The following is a 23,047-nucleotide window of genomic DNA, read 5'->3' on the forward strand; positions in this document are numbered from 1 at the left end:
TTATTTCCTCGTTAAAGTGGTCTCCGCTACGCGAGCGGACCGCCGAAGATGTCGATTGTGCCTTCTTTGAGGGAGACAATGGCGCGCTTGGTGCTCTTGCGCTGTCCCCATCCGAATTTGGTGCGCTTGCGCTTACCGGCACGGTTGATGGTGTTGATCGATTCGACCTTGACGGAGAAAATCTTCTCCACGGCCAGCTTGATCTCGGTCTTGTTCGAGCGGGGGTCCACCAGGAAGGTGTACTTTCCCTCATCGATCAGGCCGTAGCTCTTTTCCGATACGACGGGTGCAAGCACGACGTCGCGCGGGTCCTTGATGGTGGCTGCACTCACTTGGCATCCTCCTCGTTCTTTGCCTTGCTGGCAACGAATGCCTCGTAGGCAGCCTTGGTGAAGACTACGTCGTCAGAGACAAGCACGTCGTAGGTGTTCAGCTGGTCTGCGTACAGAACGTGAACATTCTCGAGGTTGCGCACGGACAGTGCAGCAACATCGTTGGCGCGCTCGATGACAACGAGCAGGTTCTTGCGCTCGGACACGCCGGCCAACGTTGCCAGTGCTTCCTTGGCGGACGGCTTGGTGCCGGCTACCAGTTCAGCAACAACGTGGATGCGGCCGTTGCGGGCGCGGTCAGAGAGTGCGCCGCGCAGTGCAGCAGCAATCATCTTCTTGGGGGTGCGCTGGCTGTAGTCACGCGGGGTGGGGCCGTGGACAACGCCACCACCGGTCATGTGAGGAGCACGGATGGAACCCTGACGGGCGCGGCCGGTACCCTTCTGCTTGAACGGCTTGCGGCCTGCACCGGAAACTTCAGCGCGGGTCTTGGTCTTGTGGGTACCCTGGCGCGCAGCAGCGAGCTGTGCGACGACGACCTGGTGCAGCAGCGGCACGTTGGTCTGGACGTCGAAGATCTCTGCAGGCAGGTCTACCTTGACAGTGCTAGTCATTTAACTAGGCTCCCTTCACGGCGGTGCGTACGAGTACGACCTGTCCGCGGGCGCCGGGAACGGCACCCTTGATGAGGAGCAGCGACTTCTCAACGTCAACCGCGTGGACCGTGAGGTTCAGCGTGGTGTGACGCTCGGCGCCCATGCGGCCGGCCATTTTCAGACCCTTGAAGACGCGGCTCGGGGTGGATGCGCCACCGATGGAGCCAGGCTTACGGTGGTTCTTGTGTGCACCGTGGGAAGCGCCAACGCCGTGGAAGCCGTGACGCTTCATAACACCGGCAAAGCCCTTACCCTTGGAGGTGCCGACGACGTCGATCTTCTGGCCGGCTTCGAAGAGCTCAACAGAAAGCTCCTGGCCCAGCTCGTAAGAAGCGGCGTCTGCGGTACGCAGTTCGACGACGTGGCGGCGAGGAGTTACGCCAGCCTTCTCAAAGTGACCAGCCAGCGGCTTGGTGACCTTGCGGGGGTCGATCTGGCCGTAGCCGATCTGGACGGCGACGTAGCCATCTACCTCTGCGTTGCGCAGCTGCGTGATGACGTTGGAGTCAGCCTGGACGACAGTTACCGGGATGAGCTTGTTGTTCTCGTCCCAGACCTGGGTCATGCCGAGCTTCGTGCCCAGCAGGCCCTTTACATTACGGGTTGCGGTCATAGTTTTCTCAGCACCTCCCTACAGCTTGATTTCGATGTTCACGTCGGCCGGCAGGTCGAGACGCATAAGCGAGTCAACAGCCTTCGGCGTGGGGTCGATGATGTCGATCAGACGCTTGTGAGTACGCATTTCGAAGTGCTCACGGCTGTCCTTGTACTTGTGGGGAGAGCGGATAACGCAGTACACGTTCTTCTCCGTCGGCAGCGGCACGGGGCCGACTACCGTTGCGCCTGCGCGCGTGACCGTCTCAACGATCTTCCGCGCTGAAACATCAATGACCTCGTGGTCATATGACTTCAGCCGGATGCGGATTTTTTGTCCCGCCATGTCGCCTGACTCTCTTTCAGTTAGTGCTGCTCTGAGTTAGGGCTGCTCTGTTTACTTTTGTGTTGCATGTGGCCGCCGAAGCGTTTGAGGCTGTACCACCACCCACCGCACAAGCTGAATCCGGATCAATCCGGGTTCCTCAACCTGCCGGTGCACCGACCCCCGCGGTCGGGCGTGTCGCGATTTTCACGCAAACTCGACCGCAATCCATGGGGTTCAGGGTTATGTTTGGGCTTCAGCCTGGACCCTGACACCCGGCATTATCCGGATCGGGACACGAAGAAGCGCTTGAACAACTCATCCAGTATGCCGGAATTCGGCGGCAGATGCGAATCGGGGCCGCGGGGCCATTGCCACCGCCGCCGGGCCTGTAGATGATAGGGACATGACCGTCCAGAACGCGGGAGCTGCGGAGGACCTCGCCAACCGCCTGCATCCGGGCTTCACGCTGGGCGTCGCGGCGGCCGCTTTCCAGATCGAGGGGGCACTGACCGCCGATGGCCGCGGCCCTTCCAGCTGGGATGCCTTCGCGGAGAAGCCCGGGGCGATCGTGGACGGCCACTCCCCCGCCGTCGCCTGCGACCACTACAACCGCTCGGACGAGGACATCGCGCTCATGCGCGAACTCGGCGTCGACTCCTACCGCTTCTCGCTCTCCTGGCCCAGGATCCAGCCGGGCGGCACCGGCCCCGTGAACCAGCAGGGCCTGGACTTCTACGACCGCCTGATCGACAAACTGCTCCAGGCCAGCATCTCCCCGATGGTGACGCTCTTCCACTGGGACACGCCCCTGCCGCTGGAGCATGCGGGCGGCTGGATGAACCGCACGACGGCGGAGCGTTTCGCGGCGTACGCCGCCGCGGCCGCCGCGCGGTTCGGCGACCGGGTGGAGCAGTGGGTCACCCTCAATGAACCCGTTTCGGTTGCGCTGCAGGGCTACGCCGTGGGCGTCCATGCCCCGGGCCACAGCCTGCTCTTCGACGCACTGCCCGCCGCGCACCACCAGCTCCTCGGCCACGGGCTGGCCGTCCAGGCGCTGCGGGCCGCCGGCGTCGCGGGGAAGATCGGCGTGTCCAACATGCACTCCCCGGTCCGTCCGGCCAGCAAACGGCTCTCCGACCGCCTCATGGCCCAGGCGTTTGACCTGATCTTCAACCGGGTCTACGCCGACCCCATCCTCCTGGGCCGGTATCCCAAACCCCCGCTGCCCGTGCGGCCCTGGTTCCGGGCCCTGGGCAACATCCCGGACAGGGACCTGGAAACCATCCATCAGCCGCTGGACTTCTACGGGCTGAACTACTACTACCCCATGAAGGTCGCCTCCGGCCGGGACCCCGCCGAGGCCAGGGCAGACAATCCTTCGGCCATGTCGCGGCTCCCGTTCCATCTGGCCGCCTTCCCCGAGTACGAAACCACCGGCTTCGGCTGGCCTGTTGCCCCGGACCACCTGGGCGTGCTGCTGCGGGAAATGAAGGACCGGTATGGAGAGGCCCTGCCTCCCATCTACATCACGGAGAGCGGAGCGAGCTTCCCGGAACCGGAGCATGTGCAGGGCCCGGTCCCGGACGCCAACAGGATCGGCTACCTCGCAGACCATCTCGGCCACGCGCTGCAGGCCACAGCCCCTGGCGGGATCGCACACGACGTCGAGCTGCTGGGCTACTACGTGTGGACCCTGCTGGACAACTTCGAATGGGCGGCGGGGTATTCACAGCGCTTCGGCCTTGTGCACGTGGACTTCGACACCCTGGAGCGGACTCCCAAGGAGTCGTTCTACTGGTACCAGTCGCTGTGCCGGAGCCGCCGGCCCTAGCTTGCCTGGCTTGGCCCTTCCGCCTGGTGCTGTTTGTCCGGGGGCTACTTGTCCTTGTTGGCGCGGTTGATGCGCTTGGCGCGGTCGATTTCCTTGCGGAAGTATTTCCTGCCCCACAGGACGGCCACCACCACGGCCGCCGCAATCACCAGAAAAATCAGGAATTCCATGCTTTGCTCCAATCCTCAAGGGCAACCGTATCAGGGCAGCGGCGCCGGCGGCTTGCTGCGGTTGAGGCGCCAGATGGCCAGGAAGCTCAACGACAGGAAGACCAGGACCGTGCTGTCGAGCGCACTGCTGCCAGAACGTAGGCCGCCGTTCCCACAACGGACGTCACCAGCCACGCCGCGGGACCGCTCTGCAAGGCAAAGTTGTACATCGCCAGGCCGGTCACGGGAATCAACGCCGGCCCTGTTCCGGCGAACGCGACGGCGGCGGGCTTCAGCCTGGGCGCCTTGGCATGGAGAACGAAGCCACCGGCGTAGAAGACCGCGGTGATCGCCCAGACGCCCGCGAAGCGCAGGGCCGCCGGGAGGCTGGTGCCGATGAACAAGGCCGCAGCGGCAACAAGCAAGAGGCTGGCCACGTACAGCGTGATGTTGATGTTCTGCTTGTCCCGCTTCTCCCGCCGGGCCGCCCGCTCGGCGAACAGCTCCCCAGGCGGGCGGTGCCGGGCTTGAGGCGGCGGCGGAGGCGCAGGCACAGGCACGGGCACCGTAGGCAGCACGGGCTGCGTCGGGAGAACCGGGCGAGCCACCGGGCTGGAGGCGGGCACCCTGCCGGCCTGGAAGGGGCTGGACCGGAGAACGAGGCCGGGCAGGCGAGGCTGTGCTGGGACAACCGGGAGAGACCAGCGTGACCATTGCGGTCATGAACCCCAGCATGGCAACTCCCCCTGTTCCGATGGTGCCGGGAGTATGCACCCGACACAATTAATCCAATCGATAGATTAATCATGTCAAAGAAGAACCCCGCCACATATGCGGCGGGGTCCTTCTTTGGCTTGTTACCGTCTGCCAGGCAGCCGGTCCTTCACCGATCTACAAGTAGAAACTACTTGATGATCTTGGTGACACGTCCCGAACCAACGGTGCGGCCGCCTTCGCGGATAGCGAAGCCGAGGCCCTCTTCCATTGCGATCGGCTGGATGAGCGCAACGGTCATCTCAGTGTTGTCGCCGGGCATAACCATTTCCGTGCCTTCCGGCAGGGTGATAACGCCGGTGACGTCCGTCGTACGGAAGTAGAACTGCGGGCGGTAGTTCGAGTAGAACGGGTTGTGACGTCCGCCTTCATCCTTGGAAAGGATGTAGACGTTGGCCTCGAAGTCGGTGTGCGGGGTGATGGAACCCGGCTTGACAACAACCTGGCCACGCTCGACGTCGTCGCGCTTCAGACCGCGGAGCAGGAGGCCACAGTTCTCGCCGGCCCATGCTTCGTCGAGCTGCTTGTGGAACATCTCGATACCGGTAACCGTGGTCTTCTGGACCGGGCGGATGCCGACGATCTCGACCTCGGAGTTGATGGCGAGGGTTCCACGCTCGGCGCGGCCCGTTACAACGGTGCCACGGCCGGTGATCGTGAAGACGTCTTCGATCGGCATCAGGAACGGCTTGTCGCGGTCACGTACGGGGTCCGGAACGGACTCGTCAACGGCTTCCATGAGGTCCTCAACGGACTTGACCCAGATCGGGTCGCCTTCGAGGGCCTTCAGGCCGGAAACGCGAACAACGGGAGCGTCGTCGCCGTCGAAGCCCTGAGCGGAAAGCAGCTCACGAACTTCCATTTCAACGAGGTCCAGCAGTTCTTCGTCGTCAACCATGTCCGACTTGTTCAGCGCAACCAGCAGGTAGGGAACGCCAACCTGGCGGGCGAGCAGAACGTGCTCGCGGGTCTGAGCCATCGGGCCGTCAGTGGCGGCAACCACGAGGATTGCACCGTCCATCTGTGCGGCACCGGTGATCATGTTCTTGATGTAGTCAGCGTGACCCGGAGCGTCTACGTGTGCGTAGTGGCGCTTCTCGGTCTGGTACTCAACGTGGGAGATGTTGATCGTGATACCACGCTGGCGCTCTTCCGGAGCAGAGTCGATCGACGCGAAGTCGCGCTGCTCGTTGAGAGTCGGGTACTTGTCGTACAGCACCTTGGAAATGGCGGCAGTCAGCGTCGTCTTACCGTGGTCAACGTGACCAATGGTGCCGATGTTGACGTGCGGCTTAGTCCGCTCGAACTTTGCCTTTGCCACAGGTTCCTCCTAGAACGATTTCAAGTGAGTTGCTCCTCGGCCGCGCTTTTCGCGGCAGAAACTCCAGCAAGTCTACTTGGGGGCTTTGGATTTGGTGAAATTGCAGATTCAGGAACCAATACTAGTCCCTAGAGCCTGTTCGTCCAGGTGGCCGGAATCCGGTCAGGACCGGGAACCGGCCACCTGCACAAGGTGCTGTTCTGGTGTCAGAACCTCACCCAAGTTGCTCGCTGTGAAAGTCCGTAAGGACTATTCGCCGCGGTTCTTCTGGATGATCTCGTCGGCTACTGCCTTCGGGACCTCTGCGTAGCTGTTGAACGTCATGGAGTACACAGCGCGGCCCTGGGTCTTCGAACGCAGGTCACCAATGTAGCCGAACATGCCGGACAGCGGAACGTGCGCACGGATAACCTTGACGCCTGCTGCGTCCTCCATGGACTGCATCTGGCCACGGCGGGCGTTCAGGTCACCGATAACGTCACCCATGTATTCCTCAGGGGTGCGGACCTCAACATCCATCAGCGGTTCGAGCAGAACAGGGTTCGCCTTGCGTGCGGCTTCCTTGAAAGCCATACGGCCGGCGATCTTGAACGCCATTTCCGAGGAGTCAACATCGTGGGACGCGCCGTCAATCAGCGTGGCCTTGATGCCGACAACCGGGTAACCGGCCAGGACGCCGTCGTTCAGTGCATCCTGGATACCAGCATCCACGGAGGGGATGTATTCGCGCGGAACGCGGCCACCGGTGACCTTGTTCACGAACTCGTACATCTCGCCGTCGGCGGTGTCCAGCGGCTCGATCGCGATCTGGATCTTTGCGAACTGACCCGAACCACCGGTCTGCTTCTTGTGCGTGTAGTCAAGGCGCTCAACAGTGCGCTTGATGGTTTCGCGGTAAGCAACCTGCGGCTTGCCAACGTTTGCCTCGACCTTGAATTCGCGGCGCATGCGGTCCACCAGGATGTCCAGGTGGAGCTCGCCCATGCCGGCGATGATGGTCTGGCCCGTGTCTTCGTTGAGGGAGACCTGGAAGGTCGGGTCCTCAGCGGAGAGCTTCTGGATGGCCGTGGAGAGCTTCTCCTGGTCACCCTTGGTGTTGGGCTCGATGGCAACGGAGATAACCGGTGCCGGGAAGCTCATCGACTCAAGCACGATCTGGTTGTTGGCATCACACAGGGTGTCACCCGTGGTGGTGTCCTTCAGACCGATGGCTGCGTAGATGTGGCCAGCGGTAGCGCCCTCAACGGGCATTTCCTTGTTGGCGTGCATCTGGAACAGCTTGCCGATGCGCTCCTTCTTGCCCTTGGTGGAGTTGACCACCTGGGCGCCGGCCTCGACGTGACCGGAGTACACGCGGACGAAGGTCAGCTGACCGAAGAACGGGTGCGCGGCAATCTTGAAGGCGAGGGCCGAGAACGGCTCGTCTGCAGACGGCTTGCGGGTGAGTTCCTTCTCTTCGTCGCGGGGATCGTGACCGATCATCGGCGGGACGTCGAGCGGGTTCGGCAGGAAGTCGACAACAGCGTCCAGCATCGGCTGCACACCGCGGTTCTTGAAGGCAGAGCCACACAGAACCGGGTAGAGCTCGGAGTTGATCGTCATCTTGCGGATGCCGGCCTTGAGTTCCTCAACGGTGAGTTCTTCACCTTCGAGGTACTTCTCCATGAGCTCTTCGGAAGCCTCGGCAACAGTCTCAACGAGCTGCGCACGGTATTCCACAGCCTTGGCCTGGAGATCGGCGGGGATCTCCTGGACCTCGTACTTGGCACCCATGGTGACGTCACCCTTGGCATCGCCCGGCCACACCAGTGCGCGCATCTCGAGGAGATCCACGACGCCGACGAAGTCGTTCTCTGCACCGATCGGCAGCTGGAGAACCAGCGGCTTGGCGCCGAGGCGGCTGATGATGGTGTCTACGGTGAAGTAGAAGTCTGCACCGAGCTTGTCCATCTTGTTGACGAAGCAGATGCGGGGAACGTTGTACTTGTCAGCCTGGCGCCAAACAGTCTCGGACTGCGGCTCCACGCCTTCCTTGCCGTCGAAGACAGCAACTGCGCCGTCGAGGACGCGCAGGGAGCGCTCTACCTCAACGGTGAAGTCAACGTGACCCGGGGTGTCAATGATGTTGATCTGGTTCTTGTCCCAGAAGCAAGTCACGGCGGCAGACGTGATGGTGATGCCGCGTTCCTTTTCCTGTTCCATCCAGTCGGTCGTCGAAGCGCCGTCGTGCGTTTCGCCGATCTTGTGGTTCACACCCGTGTAGAACAGGATGCGCTCGGTAGTGGTGGTCTTGCCGGCATCGATGTGGGCCATGATGCCAATGTTGCGGACCTTGTTAAGGTCGGTAAGCACGTCCTGTGCCACGGTGTCTCCCTTTCGGATGGACTACACGTTCGCCGCCGGCTCAATGAGCCGGCGGCGTCCGGAAAGTTTTTACCAGCGGTAGTGTGCGAAGGCCTTGTTCGACTCGGCCATCTTGTGGGTGTCTTCGCGACGCTTCACAGCGGCACCGAGACCGTTCGAGGCATCCAGGATTTCGTTCTGGAGGCGCTCGGTCATGGTCTTCTCGCGGCGGGCCTTCGAGTAGCCCACGAGCCAACGCAGAGCGAGGGCGGTGGAGCGGCCCGGCTTGACCTCAACCGGAACCTGGTAGGTGGCGCCACCGACACGGCGGGAGCGGACCTCGAGGGAAGGCTTGACGTTGTCCATGGCCTTCTTGAGGGCTGCAACGGGGTCGCCGCCGGACTTGGCACGTGCACCTTCGAGTGCGCCGTAAACGATGCGCTCTGCGGTGGACTTCTTGCCGTCAATCAGGACCTTGTTGATCAGCTGGGTGACCAACGGGGAGCCGTAAACGGGATCGGAAACTAGCGGCCGCTTCGGGGCCGGACCCTTGCGAGGCATATTACTTCTTCTCCATCTTTGCGCCGTAACGGCTGCGGGCCTGCTTGCGGTTCTTGACACCCTGGGTGTCGAGCGCGCCACGGACGATCTTGTAGCGGACACCCGGGAGGTCCTTCACACGACCACCGCGAACGAGCACGATGGAGTGCTCCTGGAGGTTGTGGCCAACACCGGGGATGTAGGCGGTTACTTCAACGCCACCGTTGAGGCGCACACGTGCGACCTTACGCAGAGCCGAGTTCGGCTTCTTCGGGGTGGTGGTGTAAACGCGGGTGCAAACACCGCGGCGCATCGGGCTGCCCTTAAGCGCAGGAGCCTTGGTCTTGGAGACCTTCGGCGTGCGGCCCTTGCGGACCAGCTGGTTAATCGTAGGCACTTTCGTGTTCTCCGTTGGTTTGATCTCTGCCCCCGCGCCCGGACGTCAGTCCGGATATGCGTGGAAGCTTTGGCGTTGTCCATGCGGCTTTCGGGTCCCGAAGGACTCGTGGGCGTGCAAAAGTGCGGCATTCGTTGCGCACGTAGCCCGCAACCCGGAAACAGGCTCCACCCAGCATCATGAGAACAAAACCGAAATGATGCTGCGGCGGCCTTCATCCACTGCCACACAAAACAATTACCAAAATTCTAGCATGGCTTGATCTGAGGCCTTAATCGGGTGTAAAAGCGCCCGACGGCGGCGGGTGCCGGCCGCCGTCGTCGGGCCTTGCGCCGTGGTGGGCCCCCTTAAGCGGGAGGAACCCCGTACTCATTGAGTACGGGGTTCCTCCTTTAGCGCGTCAGACTCCTCAGCGGAAGTCGTTGCCCAGGTCGTAGTCATCCAGCGGGATGGCGTGGAACTCGGGAGCTCCGTCGCCGCCCAGGGCGTCATACGAGAAGTCGGTGAAAGCGCTGGGGCCTGTGAACAGGCTGGCCTTTGCTTCCTCCGTCGGTTCGACGGTGACCTCGGTGTAGCGGGGCAGACCCGTACCGGCCGGGATCAGCTTACCGATGATGACGTTCTCCTTGAGGCCGAGCAGCGGGTCGCTCTTGCCTTCCATGGCCGCCTGCGTCAGAACGCGGGTGGTCTCCTGGAAGGAAGCGGCCGACAGCCAGGACTCGGTTGCCAGGGATGCCTTGGTGATACCCATGAGCTCCGGACGTCCGGAGGCCGGGGTCTGGCCCTCGGACACAACGCGGCGGTTCTCGTCCTCGAAGCGGCTGCGCTCTGCCAGCTCACCGGGTAGCAGGGCGGAGTCGCCGGATTCGATGACCGTCACGCGGCGCAGCATCTGGCGGACGATGACCTCGACGTGCTTGTCGTGGATACCAATGCCCTGGCTGCGGTACACGCCCTGCACTTCGTCCACGAGGAACTTCTGTGCGGCACGCGGGCCCATGATGCGCAGAACCTGCTTCGGGTCCACGGGACCCTGGATCAGCTTCTGGCCGACGCTGACGTGCTCGCCATCCTCGATGAGGAGACGGGAACGGCGCAGCACCGGGTAGGCAATCTCTTCGGAACCATCGTCCGGAGTGATGACCAGGCGCATCTGGCGCTCGGACTCTTCGATGTTGATGCGGCCGGCTGCTTCAGCAATCGGTGCAACACCCTTCGGAGTACGGGCTTCGAAGAGCTCCTGGATACGTGGCAGACCCTGGGTGATGTCGTCGCCACCGCTGGCGGAAACAGCACCACCGGTGTGGAACGTACGCATGGTCAGCTGGGTACCGGGCTCACCGATGGACTGTGCGGCGATGATGCCAACGGCCTCGCCGATGTCCACGGTCTTGCCGGTGGCCAGCGAACGGCCGTAGCAGAGCGCACAGGTGCCGACCTTGGACTCACAGGTGAGTACGGAGCGGACCTTGACCTCGGTGATGCCGGCTGCGAGCAGCTGGTCGATGACGACGTCGCCGCAGTCGGTGCCGCCGGCGGCCAGCACGTTGCCCTTGGAGTCGACGACGTCGACGGCCAGGGTACGTGCGTAGGCGCTGTTCTCGACGTTCTCGTCCAGAACCAGCTCACCGTTGGAGTCCGGCACGGCGATCGGCGTGATCAGGCCGCGTTCGGTACCGCAGTCCTCTTCGCGGACGATGACGTCCTGCGAAACGTCCACCAGACGACGGGTCAGGTAACCCGAGTTGGCGGTACGGAGAGCGGTATCGGCCAGACCCTTGCGGGCACCGTGGGTGGCGATGAAGTATTCCAGCACCGACAGGCCCTCGCGGTACGAGGACTTGATCGGACGCGGGATGATTTCACCCTTCGGGTTGGCCACAAGACCACGGATACCCGCGATCTGGCGGACCTGCATCCAGTTACCACGTGCACCGGAGGACACCATGCGGTTGATGGTGTTCATCGGGGAGAGGCTGTCACGCATCGCCTGGGCGATTTCGTTGGTGGCCTTGTTCCAGATTTCGATCAGTTCCTGGCGACGCTCGTCGTCGTCGATCAGGCCCTTGTCGTACTGGCCCTGGATCTTGGCAGCCATGGTCTCGTAGCCGGCGAGGATCGCCGGCTTCGAGGTGGGTACCTCGATGTCGGAGATGGCCACGGTGACGCCCGAGCGGGTTGCCCAGTAGAAACCGGCATCCTTCAGGTTGTCCAGCGTTGCCGCGGTGACCACCTTCGGGTAGCGCTCGGCGAGGTCGTTGACGATGCGGGACAGTTCGCCCTTGTCGGCAACAGCCTCAACCCACGGGTAGTCCGCCGGCAGGGTCTCGTTGAAGATGACCTGTCCGAGGGAGGTCTGGACCAGAGCCGGCTGACCGGCTTCCCAGCCTTCCGGAGCTTCCCAGCCTGCATACGGCACGAAGTTGTCCAGGCGGATCTTGACCTGGGAGTTCAGGTGCAGATCACGGGCGTCGTACGCCATGATGGCTTCCGCCACCGAGGAGAAGATCCGGCCCTCGCCGGCAGAGCCGACGCGCTTGGTGGTCAGGTGGTACAGACCGATGATCATATCCTGCGAAGGCAGGGTCACCGGGCGGCCATCGGACGGCTTCAGGATGTTGTTCGAGGACAGCATCAGGATGCGGGCTTCGGCCTGGGCTTCCGGGCTCAGCGGCAGGTGGACTGCCATCTGGTCGCCGTCGAAGTCAGCGTTGAAGGCGCCACAAACCAGCGGGTGAAGCTGGATTGCCTTGCCTTCCACAAGCTGGGGTTCGAAGGCCTGGATGCCGAGGCGGTGCAGGGTAGGTGCACGGTTGAGCAGCACCGGGTGTTCGGTGATGATCTCTTCCAGCACGTCCCAGACCTGCGGACGGTAACGCTCGACCATGCGCTTGGCCGACTTGATGTTCTGGGCGTGGTTGAGGTCAACCAGGCGCTTCATCACGAACGGCTTGAAGAGCTCCAGGGCCATCTGCTTGGGCAGACCACACTGGTGCAGCTTCAGCTGCGGGCCGACGACGATGACCGAACGGCCAGAGTAGTCAACGCGCTTGCCGAGGAGGTTCTGGCGGAAACGGCCCTGCTTGCCCTTGAGCATGTCGCTCAGGGACTTCAGCGGACGGTTGCCAGGACCGGTGACCGGACGGCCGCGACGGCCGTTGTCGAAGAGGCTGTCAACAGCTTCCTGAAGCATGCGCTTCTCGTTGTTGACGATGATCTCCGGGGCACCGAGGTCAAGCAGTCGCTTGAGGCGGTTGTTGCGGTTGATCACACGACGGTAGAGGTCGTTGAGGTCGGAGGTCGCGAAGCGGCCACCGTCCAGCTGGACCATCGGGCGCAGTTCCGGCGGGATCACCGGGACGGCGTCCAGAACCATGCCGAGCGGGCTGTTGTTGGTCGTCAGGAATGCGTTGACGACCTTCAGGCGCTTCAGGGCGCGGGTCTTGCGCTGGCCCTTGCCGTTCTGGATGGTGTCGCGCAGGGATTCTGCTTCAGCCTGCATGTCGAAGGTCTCGAGACGCTTCTTGATGGCTTCGGCACCCATGGAGCCCTCGAAGTACATGCCGTAACGGTCACGCAGTTCGCGGTAGAGGCCTTCGTCGCCTTCGAGGTCTGCGACCTTGAGGTTCTTGAAGCGGTCCCAGACCTGCTCGAGGCGCTCGATGTCGGCGTCCGCGCGCTTGCGGACGTTGGCCATCTGGCGGTCAGCGGAGTCGCGGGCCTTCTTCTTGTCGGCAGCCTTGGCGCCTTCGCCCTCGAGACGGCCAAGCTCGTCCTCCAGGTCGCGGGCGATCGTGGCGATGTCGCTGTCGCGGTTGTCCACCATCTGCTTCTTCTCGAGGTCGTGCTCGACCTGGAGGTTCGGCAGTTCGGCGTGACGGTTGTCGACGTCGACGCTGGTGATCATGTAGGCAGCGAAGTAGATGACCTTTTCGAGGTCCTTCGGCGCCAGGTCAAGGAGGTAGCCCAGACGGGAGGGAACACCCTTGAAGTACCAGATGTGGGTGACGGGAGCGGCCAGCTCGATGTGGCCCATGCGCTCACGGCGCACCTTGGCGCGGGTGACTTCAACGCCACAACGCTCACAGATGATGCCCTTGAAGCGCACGCGCTTGTACTTACCGCAGTAGCATTCCCAGTCGCGGGAAGGGCCGAAGATCTTCTCGCAGAAGAGGCCGTCCTTCTCGGGCTTGAGCGTGCGGTAGTTGATGGTTTCCGGCTTCTTAACCTCGCCGTAAGACCAGCCACGGATGTCTTCCGCGGTGGCGAGGCCGATCTGCATGAGGCCGAAGGAGGATTCGCTGGACATAGGGTCCCTGTTCTCTCTTGTTCTCTAAATTCTGAAGTCTTGGTTACGGGAAGAGGGAGGTGCCGGACGGCGGGCGGTGAGGCCCGCCGTCGGGCGCCTGCTAGACCTCTTCTACGGAACTGGGCTCTGCACGAGACAGATCGATGCCCAGTTCTTCCGCAGCCGTGAAGACTGCGTCATCAGAGTCACGCATTTCGATTGTGGTTCCGTCCGTGGAAAGAACTTCCACGTTCAGGCACAACGACTGCATTTCCTTGATCAAGACCTTGAAGGACTCGGGGACACCCGGCTCGGGGATGTTCTCGCCCTTGACGATGGCCTCGTAGACCTTCACACGACCATGGATGTCATCCGACTTGATCGTGAGGAGTTCCTGAAGCGTGTAGGCAGCGCCGTAGGCTTCGAGCGCCCACACTTCCATTTCACCGAAGCGCTGGCCACCGAACTGTGCCTTACCACCCAGCGGCTGCTGCGTGATCATGGAGTACGGGCCGGTGGAGCGCGCGTGGATCTTGTCGTCCACCAGGTGGTGGAGCTTCAGGATGTACATGTAGCCGACGGCGATCGGGTCCGGGAACGGCTCGCCGGAGCGGCCGTCGAACAGACGGGTCTTGCCGGAGGAATCGATCAGGCGGTCGCCGTCACGGGTCACGTTGGTCGAGTCGAGCAGACCGGTGATTTCCTCTTCACGGGCACCATCGAACACCGGGGTGGCGACGGTGGTCTGGCCGGATTCACGGGGCAGGTTCGGGAGGTTCTTGACCCACTCCGGCTCGCCTTCGATCTTCCAACCGGTCTTGGCAACCCAGCCGAGGTGCGTTTCCAGCACCTGGCCGACGTTCATTCGACCCGGAACACCCAGCGGGTTCAGGACGATGTCCACCGGCGTACCGTCGGCAAGGAACGGCATGTCTTCGATCGGGAGGATCTTGGAGATGACACCCTTGTTGCCGTGGCGGCCGGCGAGCTTGTCACCGTCGGTGATCTTGCGCTTGGCTGCAACGTAGACGCGGACCAGCTGGTTCACGCCCGGGGGCAGTTCGTCGTCCTGGTCACGGTCGAAGACGCGCACGCCAATGACCGTACCGGACTCGCCGTGGGGCACCTTCAGGGAGGTGTCGCGGACTTCGCGGGACTTCTCACCGAAGATGGCACGCAGCAGGCGCTCTTCCGGGGTCAGCTCGGTTTCACCCTTGGGGGTGACCTTGCCTACCAGGATGTCGCCGGCTTCGACCTCAGCACCGATGTGGATGATGCCGCGCTCGTCCAGGCCTGCCAGGACTTCCTCGGACACGTTGGGGATGTCACGGGTGATTTCCTCGGCACCAAGCTTGGTGTCGCGGGCATCGATCTCGTGCTCCTCGATGTGGATGGAGGAAAGAACGTCCTCGGCCACGATGCGCTGGGACAGGATGATGGCATCCTCGAAGTTGTGGCCTTCCCATGACATGAATGCCACGAGCAGGTTCTTACCGAGGGCAAGCTCGCCCTGGTCCGTTGCCGGGCCGTCGGCAATGATGCCGCCAACCTCAAGGCGCTGGCCTTCGTTCACCAGAACACGGTGGTTGTAGCAGTTGCCCTGGTTGGAACGGGCGAACTTGTTGATGCGGTAGTTGGTTTCCGTGCCGTCGTCGTTGATCATGACAACGAGTTCAGCGGAGACCTCGGTGACCACACCGGCCTTCTTCGCGATGACGACGTCACCGGCGTCGACGGCGGCTGCGCGCTCCATGCCGGTACCCACGAACGGGGCCTCGGAACGGACCAGCGGCACGGCCTGGCGCTGCATGTTGGCACCCATGAGTGCGCGGTTTGCATCGTCATGCTCGAGGAACGGGATCAGGGCGGTTGCCACGGACACCATCTGGCGCGGGGAAACGTCCATGAACTGGACCTCGCCGGCGGGAACCAGAACGGGTTCGCCTCCACCACCACGGGCACGGACGAGGACGGTCTCCTCGGCGAACTTCTTGTTGGCGTCAAGCGGAGCGTTGGCCTGTGCGATCAGGACCTCTGCCTCGTCGTCGGCCGTCAGGTACTGGACCTCGTCGGAAACGACGCCTTCGGCAACCAGGCGGTACGGCGTCTCGATGAAGCCGAACGGGTTGATGCGGCCGTAGGAAGCCAGCGAACCGATCAGACCGATGTTCGGGCCTTCAGGGGTTTCGATGGGGCACATACGTCCGTAGTGGGACGGGTGAACGTCTCGGACTTCCATGCCTGCACGGTCACGGGACAGACCACCCGGGCCAAGGGCCGACAGGCGGCGCTTGTGGGTCAGACCCGAAAGCGGGTTGTTCTGGTCCATGAACTGCGACAGCTGGGAGGTTCCGAAGAACTCCTTGATGGCTGCCACAACCGGGCGGATGTTGATCAGGGTCTGCGGCGTGATCGCCTCGACGTCCTGCGTGGTCATGCGTTCGCGGACGACGCGCTCCATGCGGGACAGGCCGGTGCGGACCTGGTTCTCGATCAGTTCGCCGACGGCGCGGATGCGACGGTTGCCGAAGTGGTCGATGTCGTCGATCTCCACGCGGAGCTCGTGGTCTTCGCCATCGCGCTTGCCCATGAGGGTCTTCTCACCGGCGTGCAGGGCAACCAGGAACTTGATCATGGCGACGATGTCTTCAACGTGCAGGACCGAAGCTTCCTTGTCGCCAAGGGAGCGGTCGATGCCAAGCTTGCGGTTGATCTTATAGCGGCCAACCTTTGCCAGATCGTAACGCTTGGAGTTGAAGTACAGGTTGTCCAGCAGCGACTGGGCAGCCTCGACGGTGGGGGGCTCGCCCGGACGCAGCTTGCGGTAGATGTCCAGAAGCGCGTCTTCGCGGGTTTCGGTGGCGTCCTTCTCCAGCGTTGCACGCATGGAGTCGTACTGGCCGAACTCTTCCAGGATCTGGCCTTCGGTCCAGCCCAGGGCCTTCAGCAGCACGGTGACGGACTGCTTGCGCTTGCGGTCGAGGCGGACACCGACCTGGTCGCGCTTGTCGATTTCAAGCTCGAACCATGCACCACGGGACGGGATGATCTTCGCAGTGAAGATGTCCTTGTCACTGGTCTTGTCAGCGGTGCGCTCGAAGTAGGCGCCCGGCGAACGGACCAGCTGGGAGACAACAACACGCTCGGTGCCGTTGACGACGAACGTTCCCTTTTCCGTCATGAGGGGGAAGTCGCCCATGAACACGGTCTGCTGCTTGATTTCGCCCGTGTTGTTGTTCATGAACTCGGCCTTGACATACAGCGGTGCCGAGTAGGTGGCGTCACGGTCTTTGCATTCGGCCATGGTGTACTTCGGGTCAGCGAACTCCGGCTCCGAGAAGCTCAGGGACATGGTGCCCTGGAAGTCTTCAATCGGGGAGATCTCTTCGAAGATGTCGGCAAGTCCGGAGGTGGTGGCGACGCTCAGGTCGCCCTCCTCGACAGCCTTCGCTACCCGCGCCTGCCAGCGTTCGTTTCCGACCAGCCAGTCAAAGCTGTCTGTCTGCAGGGCGAGAAGATTCGGAACATCAAGGGGTTCGTGAATCTTTGCGAATGAGAGGCGGCGGGTGGCACCATCGGTGCTTGCCGTGTTAGCGGTTTCGTTATTAGAGGTGCTCGAGGCGACCAAGAGGGATCCTTCCACAGACCTTCAGGCGTTTTCAGATCTCCCCCGTTTGCACCCTGCAGAGTGACTCCGCAGCGCACTTATCCGGTTCCGCTATATGACCCGGCCCCAGTCTGGCCACTTCCTTGCACGTATCAAACGGCATGTCAATGGTGCAGCTGAGAGGTAAAGCCCACCGCTATATGAAGGCTGAAGGTTAACAGGGAAGACGCAAATATCTACGTTACGGCAAATCAGCCTCTCTGTCTACCCCACTTCCCGTCCGAATGCAAGCACGGTTGCCGCAGGCACCTATGGCGGAATGGAGCCCCGGTCCGGAACGTTTGAATGGATAGCCGACTTTCCTCGCGGTAGCCTAGGCACACCAACACCGGATCGGAAGAGAGATCATGAGCAACACTGCCGACAACAACGACGTTGTCATCCTGGCCGCAGCCCGCACCCCGCAGGGACGGCTGAACGGCCAGCTGGCCGGATTCACCGCCGTCGAGCTCGGCGCCCATGCCATCAGCTCGGCCATCGCGGCGAGCGGCGTCCCCGCCGACAAGGTGGACGCCGTCATCATGGGCCAGGTGCTGCAGGCAGGCGCCGGCCAGAACCCCGCCCGCCAGAGCGCCATCGCCGCGGGCGTCGGCTGGAACATCCCGGCCGTGACCATCAACAAGGTCTGCCTCTCCGGGCTCACGGCAGTGATCGACGCTGCACGCCTGATCCGCAGCGGCGAGGCCACGGTGGTGGTGGCCGGTGGCCAGGAATCCATGACCCGGGCCCCGCACCTGCTGCCCGGTTCGCGCCAGGGCTGGACCTACGGGGCGATCCAGGCGCTGGACGTGGCGGCCCACGACGGCCTCACCGACGCCTTTGACGGCCAATCAATGGGCCTGTCGACGGAAAGCAAGAACGTCACGCTCGGCATCGACCGCCGCTCCCAGGACCAGGTGGCCGCAGCCTCGCACCAGCGTGCTGCCGCCGCGGCGGAACAGGGTGTATTCGACGTCGAGATCGCTCCGCTGAGCGTCAAGCAGCGCAAGGGCGATCCCGTGGTGCTGACGGCCGACGAAGGCATCCGTGCGCAGACCACCCTGGAAACCCTGGCCCCGCTCCGGGCCGCCTTTGCCAGCGACGGCACCATCACCGCGGGCAACTCCTCTCCCTTGTCCGACGGCGCCTCCGCACTGGTGCTGACCTCGCGGAAGTTTGCCGAGGACAACGGCCTGGACTACCTGGCAGTGGTGGGCAAGCCCGGCCAGGTCGCCGGACCGGACAACTCGCTGCACTCCCAGCCGTCCAACGCCATCAGGAGTGCCCTGGACCGTGCCGGCTGGACCACTGACGACCTGGACTTCATCGAGATCAACGAGGCCTTCGGCTCCGTGGCCGTCCAGTCCCTGAAGGACCTTGGCTACCCGCTGGAGAAGTGCAACATCCACGGCGGCGCCATCGCCCTGGGCCACCCGATCGGTGCCTCCGGGGCCCGGCTGGCGCTGCACGCAGCCCATGAACTCAAACGCCGCGGCTCCGGCAAGGCCGCGGTATCCCTGTGCGGCGGCGGCGGCCAGGGCGAAGCACTCCTGCTGTACCGGGACTGATGGGCTGCCACCGATGAGCGGAACGGAACGGTTCCTGGCCGATGCGGCTGCCCGTGGGCTGGACGTCCAGCTTGTGGAGCGTGCGGCGGCCAGGAGCCTCGAGGAGGCCGCGGAGATCCTGGGCATCACTCCGGCCGACATCGTGAAGTCGCTGGTGGTCAAGCACCGGGACGGAAGCTTCCTCTTCGCCCTGATCCCGGGCGACCGGCAGATTTCCTGGCCCAAGCTGCGTGCCCTGGTGGGCGTCAACAAGCTCTCGTTGCCGCATGCGGACGTCGCCTTCGCTGCGACGGGCTATGAGCGCGGCACCATCACGCCGCTGGGGAGCACTACGCCGTGGCCTGTCTATGCGGACGCCAGCATCGCGGGGCGGCGGATCTCCATGGGCGCCGGGGCGCACGGCCACAGCGCCTTCGTGGATGCCGATGCCCTCACCGCTGCCCTGGGCGCAGTTGTTGCGGACATCAGCGAACCCAACTGAGTCGCAGTAAGTGTCGTTTTGAGCCTCAGAACGACACCTACTGCTACCTAGTTGAGGGCGTTAAGCAGGAAACCCCGCACGGACGGATCCGTGCGGGGTTCCTTGGCAAGAACTGCCAGGCAAACCGAATTACTTGAGGGTAACGGTTGCGCCAGCTTCTTCGAGCTGAGCCTTTGCCTTCTCGGCAGCTTCCTTGGTGGCGCCTTCGAGAACAGCCTTCGGTGCGCTGTCAACCAGGTCCTTGGCTTCCTTGAGGCCGAGGGAGGTGATGGCGCGAACTTCCTTGATCACTGCGATCTTCTTGTCGCCAGCAGCCTCGAGGATGACGTCGAAGTCGGTCTTCTCTTCTGCAGCTTCAGCAGCGCCGCCGGCAGCGGGGCCAGCAACAGCAACAGCAGCAGCCGTAACGTCGAAGGTCTCTTCGAAGAGCGTAACGAACTCGGAGAGCTCGATGATGGACAGTTCCTTGAAAGCTTCAATGAGCTCTTCGTTGGTGAGCTTCGCCATGTTAGGCGTCCTTCCTTTAGGTGGTGCCATCGCGGGCCGTGCCCGCTCCTGCACCGGAGATTGATTGGGGGAGAACTTAGTTCTCTTCGGTTGCGGCTTCAGCGGCCTCGGCAGGAGCCGCAACCTCTTCAGCAGCAGCCTCTTCGGCGGCCGGGGCTTCTTCAGCGGCCGGTGCAGATGCGCCGCCCTCTTCTTCAAGCTTCAGGCGCAGAGCGTCAATGATGCGTGCAGCTGCGGAAGCAGGAGCCTTGAGGACTCCGGCGACACGGGCGAGCTGCAGTTCACGGGACTCGAGGGCTGCCAGTGCGGCAACCTCTGCTGCGTTCAGTGCCTTGCCTTCGAAGTAACCGGTCTTGATGACCAGCTGCTTGTTAGCCTTGGCAAAGTCCGTCAGGCTCTTTGCAGCAGCAACAGCGTCGCCCTTGATGAAGGCAATTGCAGTGGGGCCGGCAAGCTGACCGTCGAATGCTTCGACACCAGCTTCCTTGGCTGCAATGGCGCTCAGGGTGTTCTTGACGACCGAGTACTTGGTGTCCTGGCCGAGCGCAACACGGAGTGCCTTGAGCTGTGCAACAGAGAGCCCACGGTATTCGGTCAGGACAGCGGCGTTCGATTCCTTGAAATCGTTCGTGATCTCAGCTACTGCAGAGATCTTGCTAGGCGTTGCCATAACCCTCCTTCCGGGGAATAAAGCCGGTCTTCCGGGTCCCCGCTCAAGAGAGCTAAAACTAAAAACGCCCCGCGCAGATGCACGGGGCTTGGCTCAACACAGCAGAAACTGCGGAGACTTGCGTCGTTCACCTGCGCCGGCCGCCCAATGTTCAGGGTCCTTCGTCAGGGAATTCACTTGAACCTTCCGTGCGTGGCTGCAGAATTGAGCTGCGCCCGAAAGAGTGGATTCCCATCAACCGACGGTCTTTGGTAGTTCAAGCTTACGGGAGGCGCAACAGCAAACCAAATCGTGCACTGCGCTACTCAGAAGAGGTCATCTTGGGGCCCATATCCGGGAGCTCCTTCTGCCAGAGTCCGGTGACTCCCGCCGTGGTGAATCCGAGCTGCTTGTTGACAGTCAGCAGGTAGCGGTTTTCCGGGGCGTTCCAGGTGTAGATCACCCGGGCGTCCGGGAACTGCTCGCTCAGCCGTTCCATGTTGGCGACCTTGATGAGGAGCCCGAGTTTGTTGCCGCGGTGTTCCTGCAGGACCAGGGTGTCGTCCTGGAACACCACGTCCTGCCGCTGAGCCAGGACACTGATGGTGGTCAGGCCGGCCAGCCGTCCGGTGGCGAGGTCCTCGACGGCGGTGACAACAGTACGGCGGCCCTGCGCCACGGCGGTTTCCTCCGCCTCCCGCAGGATGCCGGCGTCGAACACCATCGCGGACGGCCCGGAACCGGCGTCCTCGTCCTCGGGCGCCACCTCGCCGGCAGAGTTCTCCAGCACGGCCACGGCTTCCAGCCAGTCTTCGGGGCAGCGGTCCGTCCAGTGGTGCAGGCGGTACCTGCCAGCATTGGCCTCCTCCGCTTCGGCCTGGAGCTCGGCCACCAGCTTCGAGTCCAGGGGCAGGGCGCAGGAGCTGAACTGTTCGATGTGCTGCAGCGCGTAGCCGGCCCGTTGTGCGAAATCGACTTCGCGGCTGGCGATCGGCACGAAACCCAGGCCGCTGCCGGGGACGAGCTGCTCGTCGGCCTGGGTGTTAAGGGACGCGGCGGGGTGGTTGGTGTCCACCAGGATCATGGTGCGGCCCTCGGCGCGCGCCAGTTGCTCGGCCGCTTCCAGGAGCTGGCGGCCGACACCCTGCCGCTGGTATTCGGGCAGGATATCCAGCGTGAATTCCGCCAGGTCCATGTTGTCCGTCAGCGGCAAGGCGATATCCGCGGTTCCCACAATGAGGCCGTCAACCTTGGCGACCAGGATGATCTGCCGTTCGTAGGGGTCCGCGAGTTCCAGCAGCTTTTCCAGCGGGGTATAGGCGAGATCGTCGGTACCCCAGGTCTGCATGCGGACCCTGCGGCCCACTTCGACGGCGGCCAGAAAGTCGGCCGCATCCGCATTGTCCAGGGAATCCGGAACCCAGAGCTGCTCGATCTGAATGGTATTTGCCTCGTCTACAGTCATTCCAGCCGTTTCTGCCACTCACCTTCGATTCCGGCGGGCCTGAAACCGAGGGCAATATTTATGGCCAGCATATGCCGGTTTTCACTGGCGTTCCATGTCATGACGGACTTCGCGCCAGGCCATTGCAGCTGGGCACGGCGGAGGTTGGCGATCTTGACCACCATACCCAGACGGTGCCCGCGGTGCCCCGGCGCCACCAGGGTGTCCTCCTGGTTGACGATGCCAGGCAGGGCTTCCCTGTGGTTGAGCACGGTGTACGCCGCCAGTTCGCCGGTGGTGTCGTGCCGGGCGACGGCCACCAGGGATTCGATGCCGCTCCTGCCCCAGGTGTCCTCCTCCGCGCGCACCCGGGCCACATCCCAGTGCTCACCTTCCCAGCCCAGGCCCGCGATGGGAACTTCAGTGGTCATGAGGCTCTTGAGGGCCGCGTAGGCCGCCACGACGTCTTCCGGGCAGCGGTCCTGCCACAACAACACGCTGTAGCCTCCGGCACGTTCCAGGGCATCGCGATCAAGGGTGGACAACAGCCCGGACGGCACCGGCAGCGGCAGAAGGCTGGTGGTCTCCACCTGTTCCAAGGAATAGCCGTGCCGCACTGCGAAGCCGGTGGAAGCCGCGTCGCAGGGGACGCCGCCGGTTCCCGATTTGGCCGCCAGTTCCGGAGCGCCCGCAGGGAAGGAACCGATCGGTTCACCGCGGTAGCTGTCGAAGACCGTCCGCCCGCGTTCGCGCGCCAGGCCCTCCATTCGTACGAGCATGGCGGTTCCGATGCCCTGCCTCCGATGGCCGGAGGCCACCAGGATCCCGATCCCCGCTTCATCGGTGTTCTCCGACAACGGAAGGGTCAGCGAGCACCTGCCCACCGGGACGCCGTCGAGCATTGCCAGGAACGCCTGGCGTTCCTCGTAGGGGCTCCCCCGCCAGTACGTCAAGGACTCTGCCAGCGTGGCGCAGCGGTCCAGGTTGCCCCAGACCTCCAGCTCGTCCGCGAGGTTCAGCTCATGGAAGGCGCGGAAGGCCGCCGGGACGGCGGTCTCAGGAACGGCAGTATCCGGTTCGGCGGGGATCGCGATGCGGGCGATCTCCAGGCCCTTGAGTTGTGGAGGGTTCGACGTCGGCGTCACGCGTCACAGCCTACGGCCGCCCCGCGCCGGGGACAATGCTCCCCTGGCGGCTTT

19 protein-coding genes are annotated in these 23,047 nt (G+C 63.2%); 3 read left to right on the plus strand and 16 right to left on the minus strand.

Going from position 1 to position 23,047, the window contains the following annotated elements; all coding sequences use genetic code 11:
* Positions 1-26 precede the first annotated feature (26 nt).
* The 4 genes from rplW to rpsJ are packed head-to-tail and all read right to left on the minus strand — an operon-like array spanning position 27 to position 1,928.
* Positions 27-332, minus strand: coding sequence for a 50S ribosomal protein L23 (gene rplW / locus NVV90_RS15195; protein WP_207615000.1), 306 nt, complete (start codon positions 330-332; stop codon positions 27-29).
* A complete protein-coding gene (gene rplD / locus NVV90_RS15200) occupies positions 329-946 on the minus strand; it encodes a 50S ribosomal protein L4 (RefSeq protein ID WP_258438092.1) in 618 nt (205 codons plus the stop codon). The genes rplW and rplD overlap by 4 nt, the downstream gene beginning before the upstream one ends.
* 4 nt (positions 947-950) lie before the next feature.
* Positions 951-1,601, minus strand: coding sequence for a 50S ribosomal protein L3 (rplC, locus tag NVV90_RS15205; RefSeq protein ID WP_258438093.1), 651 nt, complete (start codon positions 1,599-1,601; stop codon positions 951-953).
* Positions 1,602-1,619: 18 nt separating this feature from the next.
* Entirely contained in the window at positions 1,620-1,928 is a 309-nt protein-coding gene (gene rpsJ, locus NVV90_RS15210) for a 30S ribosomal protein S10 (RefSeq protein WP_003803825.1), read from the minus strand.
* A gap of 385 nt (positions 1,929-2,313) precedes the next feature.
* Here rpsJ and NVV90_RS15215 point away from each other — a divergent pair, with 385 nt between their 5' ends.
* The gene (locus NVV90_RS15215; protein WP_258438094.1) at positions 2,314-3,741 is read left to right on the plus strand and encodes a GH1 family beta-glucosidase; all 1,428 of its coding nucleotides are present in this window, start codon (positions 2,314-2,316) and stop codon (positions 3,739-3,741) included.
* A gap of 44 nt (positions 3,742-3,785) precedes the next feature.
* On the opposite strand, the gene NVV90_RS15220 is transcribed toward NVV90_RS15215, so the two are convergent.
* The 8 genes from NVV90_RS15220 to rpoB all read right to left on the minus strand — a co-directional run bounded on the left by NVV90_RS15220 (position 3,786) and on the right by rpoB (position 17,181).
* Positions 3,786-3,911, minus strand: coding sequence for a hypothetical protein (locus tag NVV90_RS15220; protein ID WP_258438095.1), 126 nt, complete (start codon positions 3,909-3,911; stop codon positions 3,786-3,788).
* A gap of 86 nt (positions 3,912-3,997) precedes the next feature.
* Positions 3,998-4,444: a hypothetical protein gene (locus tag NVV90_RS15225; protein WP_258438096.1), complete on the minus strand. Its 447-nt coding sequence runs from the start codon at positions 4,442-4,444 to the stop codon at positions 3,998-4,000.
* Positions 4,445-4,794: 350 nt separating this feature from the next.
* The gene (tuf, locus tag NVV90_RS15230; protein ID WP_131131298.1) at positions 4,795-5,985 is read right to left on the minus strand and encodes an elongation factor Tu; all 1,191 of its coding nucleotides are present in this window, start codon (positions 5,983-5,985) and stop codon (positions 4,795-4,797) included.
* A gap of 249 nt (positions 5,986-6,234) precedes the next feature.
* Entirely contained in the window at positions 6,235-8,349 is a 2,115-nt protein-coding gene (gene fusA, locus NVV90_RS15235) for an elongation factor G (RefSeq protein ID WP_258438097.1), read from the minus strand.
* 69 nt (positions 8,350-8,418) lie between these two features.
* A complete protein-coding gene (gene rpsG / locus NVV90_RS15240) occupies positions 8,419-8,889 on the minus strand; it encodes a 30S ribosomal protein S7 (RefSeq protein ID WP_059387355.1) in 471 nt (156 codons plus the stop codon).
* Between the two features lies 1 nt (position 8,890).
* A complete protein-coding gene (gene rpsL, locus NVV90_RS15245; RefSeq protein WP_009358312.1) occupies positions 8,891-9,265 on the minus strand; it encodes a 30S ribosomal protein S12 in 375 nt (124 codons plus the stop codon).
* Positions 9,266-9,674: 409 nt separating this feature from the next.
* Entirely contained in the window at positions 9,675-13,574 is a 3,900-nt protein-coding gene (locus NVV90_RS15250; protein WP_258438098.1) for a DNA-directed RNA polymerase subunit beta', read from the minus strand.
* Between the two features lie 100 nt (positions 13,575-13,674).
* Entirely contained in the window at positions 13,675-17,181 is a 3,507-nt protein-coding gene (gene rpoB, locus NVV90_RS15255; RefSeq protein ID WP_258438099.1) for a DNA-directed RNA polymerase subunit beta, read from the minus strand.
* Between the two features lie 386 nt (positions 17,182-17,567).
* On the opposite strand from rpoB, the gene NVV90_RS15260 reads away from it, so the two are divergent.
* Complete coding sequence (locus tag NVV90_RS15260) at positions 17,568-18,767, plus strand: acetyl-CoA C-acetyltransferase (RefSeq protein ID WP_258438100.1); 1,200 nt, start codon at positions 17,568-17,570, stop codon at positions 18,765-18,767.
* Between the two features lie 13 nt (positions 18,768-18,780).
* Complete coding sequence (locus NVV90_RS15265) at positions 18,781-19,248, plus strand: aminoacyl-tRNA deacylase (RefSeq protein WP_258438101.1); 468 nt, start codon at positions 18,781-18,783, stop codon at positions 19,246-19,248.
* A 129-nt stretch (positions 19,249-19,377) separates the two neighbouring features.
* On the opposite strand, the gene rplL is transcribed toward NVV90_RS15265, so the two are convergent.
* The 4 genes from rplL to NVV90_RS15285 form a co-directional block, all read right to left on the minus strand.
* Positions 19,378-19,755, minus strand: coding sequence for a 50S ribosomal protein L7/L12 (gene rplL, locus NVV90_RS15270; RefSeq protein WP_258438102.1), 378 nt, complete (start codon positions 19,753-19,755; stop codon positions 19,378-19,380).
* 76 nt (positions 19,756-19,831) lie between these two features.
* Positions 19,832-20,425, minus strand: a complete 594-nt coding sequence (gene rplJ / locus NVV90_RS15275; RefSeq protein WP_258438103.1) for a 50S ribosomal protein L10 — start codon at positions 20,423-20,425, stop codon at positions 19,832-19,834.
* A gap of 301 nt (positions 20,426-20,726) precedes the next feature.
* Entirely contained in the window at positions 20,727-21,869 is a 1,143-nt protein-coding gene (locus tag NVV90_RS15280) for a GNAT family N-acetyltransferase (RefSeq protein ID WP_258438104.1), read from the minus strand.
* Positions 21,866-22,993, minus strand: coding sequence for a GNAT family N-acetyltransferase (locus NVV90_RS15285; protein WP_258438105.1), 1,128 nt, complete (start codon positions 22,991-22,993; stop codon positions 21,866-21,868). Before NVV90_RS15285 ends, NVV90_RS15280 begins: the two co-directional genes overlap by 4 nt.
* Between the last annotated feature and the right edge of the window lie 54 nt (positions 22,994-23,047).

Origin of the sequence: Arthrobacter sp. CJ23 (assembly GCF_024741795.1) — a bacterium.
In the GTDB taxonomy this organism is placed as follows: Bacteria; Actinomycetota; Actinomycetes; order Actinomycetales; family Micrococcaceae; genus Arthrobacter.

Coding starts and splice junctions, on each gene's coding strand:
- rplD (WP_258438092.1), bottom strand. CDS start 946: ATGACTAGCACTGTCAAGGTAGACCTGCCTGCAGAGATCTTCGACGTC.
- rplC (WP_258438093.1), bottom strand. CDS start 1,601: ATGACCGCAACCCGTAATGTAAAGGGCCTGCTGGGCACGAAGCTCGGC.
- rpsJ (WP_003803825.1), bottom strand. CDS start 1,928: ATGGCGGGACAAAAAATCCGCATCCGGCTGAAGTCATATGACCACGAG.
- NVV90_RS15215 (WP_258438094.1), top strand. CDS start 2,314: ATGACCGTCCAGAACGCGGGAGCTGCGGAGGACCTCGCCAACCGCCTG.
- NVV90_RS15220 (WP_258438095.1), bottom strand. CDS start 3,911: ATGGAATTCCTGATTTTTCTGGTGATTGCGGCGGCCGTGGTGGTGGCC.
- rpsG (WP_059387355.1), bottom strand. CDS start 8,889: ATGCCTCGCAAGGGTCCGGCCCCGAAGCGGCCGCTAGTTTCCGATCCC.
- NVV90_RS15250 (WP_258438098.1), bottom strand. CDS start 13,574: ATGTCCAGCGAATCCTCCTTCGGCCTCATGCAGATCGGCCTCGCCACC.
- NVV90_RS15260 (WP_258438100.1), top strand. CDS start 17,568: ATGAGCAACACTGCCGACAACAACGACGTTGTCATCCTGGCCGCAGCC.
- NVV90_RS15265 (WP_258438101.1), top strand. CDS start 18,781: ATGAGCGGAACGGAACGGTTCCTGGCCGATGCGGCTGCCCGTGGGCTG.
- rplL (WP_258438102.1), bottom strand. CDS start 19,755: ATGGCGAAGCTCACCAACGAAGAGCTCATTGAAGCTTTCAAGGAACTG.
- rplJ (WP_258438103.1), bottom strand. CDS start 20,425: ATGGCAACGCCTAGCAAGATCTCTGCAGTAGCTGAGATCACGAACGAT.
- NVV90_RS15280 (WP_258438104.1), bottom strand. CDS start 21,869: ATGACTGTAGACGAGGCAAATACCATTCAGATCGAGCAGCTCTGGGTT.